This window comes from Arthrobacter sp. B0316-1-20 (assembly GCF_059091865.1).
Map to the genome: position 1 here is coordinate 1 of NZ_JBNHHC010000150.1, position 4,360 is coordinate 4,360.

3 protein-coding genes and 1 tRNA gene are annotated in these 4,360 nt (G+C 65.8%); 2 read left to right on the top strand and 2 right to left on the bottom strand.

What is annotated here, in order from left to right:
• Nucleotides 1-863, top strand: an 863-nt coding sequence (locus AC5RW2_RS40775) for a GTP pyrophosphokinase (protein ID WP_494075277.1), incomplete at its 5' end; no start/stop codon positions are given.
• A gap of 16 nt (nt 864-879) precedes the next feature.
• Here AC5RW2_RS40775 and AC5RW2_RS40780 read toward each other — a convergent pair.
• Complete coding sequence (locus tag AC5RW2_RS40780) at nt 880-1,923, bottom strand: LacI family DNA-binding transcriptional regulator (RefSeq protein ID WP_494030433.1); 1,044 nt, start codon at nt 1,921-1,923, stop codon at nt 880-882.
• A gap of 303 nt (nt 1,924-2,226) precedes the next feature.
• On the opposite strand from AC5RW2_RS40780, the gene AC5RW2_RS40785 reads away from it, so the two are divergent.
• Nucleotides 2,227-4,170: an acyl-CoA dehydrogenase family protein gene (locus AC5RW2_RS40785; RefSeq protein ID WP_494030434.1), complete on the top strand. Its 1,944-nt coding sequence runs from the start codon at nt 2,227-2,229 to the stop codon at nt 4,168-4,170.
• A 68-nt stretch (nt 4,171-4,238) separates the two neighbouring features.
• On the opposite strand, the gene AC5RW2_RS40790 is transcribed toward AC5RW2_RS40785, so the two are convergent.
• Nucleotides 4,239-4,315 (bottom strand) — tRNA-Met (locus AC5RW2_RS40790).
• Nucleotides 4,316-4,360 lie beyond the last annotated feature (45 nt).

A 4,360-nucleotide genomic window follows, 5' to 3' on the forward strand; every position in this document is an offset into this window, starting at 1 on the left:
CTACCCTCCAGTTCCCCGATCCACTGCGGAACCTCACCGACCTGGTGGGAGTGCGCGTCATCACCACCCTGCCGGCGGACAATTCAGCAGCGGCCGCGGTCATCAAGCGGCAGCGGCATATCTTCGATATCCGCGGGGACCGGGAAAAGGATATCGGCAGCATCGAGTCCGGCACCTACGGCTACTCCAGCCGCCACCTGATTATCCGCACCATCCAGAACGACGTCGTCAAGCAGTACCAGAAGATGCGCGACCCGGCAGGCAAGCCCAGCGGCAGCTATCTTTTCGAGGTGCAGATCCGTACGGTCTTCGCCCACGCCTGGTCCGAGATCGAGCACGACATCCGCTTCAAGGCCGCCAATCCGAAAGCCTGGAGTCCCTATTTCGACCGCCAGTTCACTGCGACGGCGGCGATGCTGGAAACGGTTGAATCCGCCTTCTCCGAACTGCACGAGCGCTACGATACAGTCACCAGCTACTGGGATCCCGACGGCGAAGGTTCAGTTCCACTGACACCGAACCGCCTCCGCGAAATCTGGCAGACCCTGCTTCCGCACGTGGACCGCAAGGCCGACGACGACTGGGGCTGGGCGGCAGAACTGGTGCGTGCCCACGGTATGCGGACCACGCTGGACCTAGTGGACCTGCTGCAGGCGGAAACCATCACGACGGTCCGCCGGGCGCTGGAACACCGCTACTCCCCCGGCCCGGACCGCCTGCTGGACGACCTGCTGCTGTGGAGGTTCGGACCAGACCACATCGAGCTCACGGCGGAGCCGGCAAACGCCGCCGACACACCGCGGCGGGACAGCCTGCAGCGCCGGTACCAGCAAATGGAGCGGTACCGGAAGCTGCACGGCTGACCTCCGGCGCCTCGCTTTACCCCGCGCTCAGCCTTGCCACGCTGGGGGCCAGGGTGGTTCCGCGGTTGTACAGGCGCCACGGAGCCGCCCTGCGGACACCCTGCGGCGGCGCGCTGCCCTGCAGCCTGGCCACCAGCAGATTCACCACCTGCTCCAGGATCGGTTCCGGTCCGACGCTGCTCAGCGGCGGATCGGATTCCAGTCCCTCCTTGGAGTTGCCCACGCCGATGATCTCCACATCCTCCGGTACGCTCAGCCCCAGCCGGAAGGCCGCCCGCAGGGCGGACAGTGCCTCCTGGTCGTCGCAGGCGAAGATCGCCGTCGGCCGGTCCGGGCGCTGCAGCATCGCCAGCACCTGGTCGTAGACGAACCTGCCTTGGTTCTCGGCAGTCGTGACCAGGGTCGGATCGATCGCCAACCCGGCCTGTTCCATTCTGGCTTCGAAGTCCGAGAAGCGGCAGCTGCCGTGGCGGATCGGCGAATCGCCGCTGCGGCCGATGCAGGCAATGCGGCTGTGCCGCGATGTCAACTGTTCCATCGCTTCGGCGATACCACTGGCGGTCTCCGGCACCACCACATCGAAGCCGTCCGGCTGCATGACCTCGGACACCACCACCTGCGCCACGCCGCGGCTGGCCAACTCCATCACGGTCCGGTCCTCGGTGACGGTGTCCGGCACGTAGCCGATGATCACTCCGTCGGCGCCGCCGGCGAGCATGAAGTCCCGCCACGCCGTCGCTCCCAGCAGCACCAGCGGCTGGTACCCGTATTCCGGGAGGATCCGGGCCGCGGTCTCCGCAATGGCGCGGTCCCAGGGCCAGTCCAGGTTTCCGACGGCGACCGCCACCAGATCCGTCCTCCCCCGCCGCATTCCGCGGGCGGCCTGGTTGGGCACGTACCCCAGCTCCTTGGCGATACCGAGGACCTTTTCCTTGGTCGGTTCGCTGATTCTGGTGGTCCCCCCGGACCTGCCGGACAGTACGTACGAGACGGTGGCGAGTGAGACGCCCGCCTTCGCCGCAACATCCCGAATCGTTGGTTTAACGCGTCGCGTCGTCATAATTGCTCCTCTTCCCCCAAAAAGATGCAGCGCAATGTTCACAATAGCCGTATTCAATTGGCCAATGTGCAATGGACCATATTCTACGCACATTTTCCGGGATGGATGCATAAGTATCCTCTGGCTGCATCCGTCCCGGACCTCCAGCTTACGAAGCTCCGCAGCACTTGGGACCCGTCCCGTCCTCCGGCCCTAGGTTTCTCCAACTTTCCGGACCGGCGGAGCCTTGACCGGCGTGGGTAGCATTTAACTTATTTAGCTGACGGGCCTGCACCGTTGCGGCCCGGGCGAAAGGGGCCTCCAATGAGCGCCGATGTTGACGAACAACCGTCCGTGCCCGCAGTAAGCGAACAGGCTGCCCGCGAGGTTGCCGAAGCAGCCCGCGAATCAGAATGGACCCGCCCAAGTTTTGCCAAAGGGCTGTACCTGGGGCGCATGGAGCTGTCGCTGATCCACCCCCAGCCGCGTCCGGATCCGGAGGATGCCGCCCGCGGTGAGGAATTCCTGGCCCGGCTTAAGGCCTGCTGCGCAGCCATGGACGGGCAGCGGATCGAACGCGAGGCCCGGATACCCGACGAATACCTCAGGAGTTTTGCGGACCTCGGAGTGTTCGGCATGAAGATCCCGGTGAAGTACGGCGGGTTGGGCCTGACCCTGGCCTACTATGGCCGTGCGCTGGCGATGCTCGGCTCCGTTCATCCGAGCATCGGAGCCCTGGTTTCGGCCCACCAGTCGATCGGAGTACCGGAGCCGGTCAAGGTCTTCGGGACCGAGGAACAGAAACAGGCGTTCCTGCCGCGCTGTGCGGCGGGCGCCGTGACCGCGTTCCTTCTGACCGAGCCGGATGTCGGCTCGGATCCGGCACGCATGGCCGCCACGGCCACACCTTCAGCGGACGGTTCGGAGTACATCATCGACGGCGTGAAGCTCTGGACCACCAACGGCGTCATCGCCGAACTCGTGGTCGTAATGGCGGCCGTCCCCCCGCACGACGGCGGCCACGGCGGCATCACGGCCTTCGTGGTGGAGACTGACAGCCCGGGCATCACCGTGGAGAACCGCAACTCCTTCATGGGGCTCAAGGGCATCGAGAACGGTGTGACCCGCTTCCACCAGGTCAGGGTGCCTGCCGCCAACCGGCTTGGCCGCGAAGGACAGGGACTGAAGATCGCCTTGACCACCCTGAACACCGGCCGCCTCTCGCTGCCGGCCCTGGCAATCGCCGCGGGCAAATGGTCGCTCAAGATCGCCCGCGAATGGTCCAGCGAGCGGGTGCAATGGGGACGGCCCATCGGCAAGCACGAGGCGGTGGGCCAGAAGCTGGCCTTCATCGCCGCCACAACCTTTGCCCTCGAAGCCGTCTTTGAGCTCTCCGCCGGACTGGCCGACGCCGGCACCAAGGACATCCGGATCGAAGCGGCCCTGGCGAAACTCTGGTCCAGCGAAATGGCCTACCGGATCGCCGACGAACTCGTACAAATCCGCGGCGGCCGGGGCTATGAGACGGCCGATTCGCTGGCCGCCCGCGGCGAGCGGGCCGTCCCTGCCGAGCAACTGCTGCGGGACATGCGCATCAACCGGATCTTCGAGGGCTCCACGGAGATCATGCACCTGCTCATTGCCCGGGAAGCCGTGGACGCGCACCTGGCAGCGGCAGGGGACCTGGCGTCCGCCGATGCGGATATCCGCGCCAAGGCGGTCTCGGCAGCCAAGGCGAGCGGCTTCTACGCAAGGTGGCTGCCCCAGCTGGTCGCCGGCGAGGGAACGTTGCCGAACGGTTTCACTGAATTCGGCCAGCTGGCCAAGCACCTGCGCTTCGCCGAACGTGCCTCCCGGAAACTGGCCCGGCAGACGTTCTATGCGATGGGCCGCTGGCAGGCCAGGCTGGAACATAAGCAGGTGTTCCTGGGCCGGATCGTGGATATCGGCGCCGAGCTTTTTGCCATTACGGCCGCCTGCACGCGGGCGGAGACGCTCCGCGCCGAGGATCCTGCGCAGGGCAAGGAGGCCTACGAGCTGGCGGATGCTTTTTGCCGGCAGTCACGTGTGCGCGTGGATGAGCTCTTCGACCGGCTGTGGCGCAACACGGATGCCGCGGACCGGGTCCTTGCCGGCAAGGTGCTCGGCGGCGAATACAGCTGGCTCGAGGAGGGGATCCTCGACGTGTCCGAAGGCACCGGACCGTGGATCTCCGAGGACCGGCCGGGGCCGTCCGGGAAGGAAAACCTGCTGCGCCGGTACCGGTAGATCATGGCGGAAGCAGCTGCAAAAGCGAAGGCCCGGAACAGCGTTACTGCCGTTCCGGGCCTCACCATTGGTTGCGGGGAGAGGATTTGAACCTCTGACCTCTGGGTTATGAGCCCAGCGAGCTACCGAACTGCTCCACCCCGCGGCGAAGTCTCCACTATATGCCATGCCGGGGGTAGAAGTCGAATCC

What these genes read in the sequence shown, in the direction of transcription:
- AC5RW2_RS40785 (WP_494030434.1), top strand. Translation starts at nt 2,227, where the DNA reads ATGAGCGCCGATGTTGACGAACAACCGTCCGTGCCCGCAGTAAGCGAA.
- AC5RW2_RS40780 (WP_494030433.1), bottom strand. Translation starts at nt 1,923, where the DNA reads ATGACGACGCGACGCGTTAAACCAACGATTCGGGATGTTGCGGCGAAG.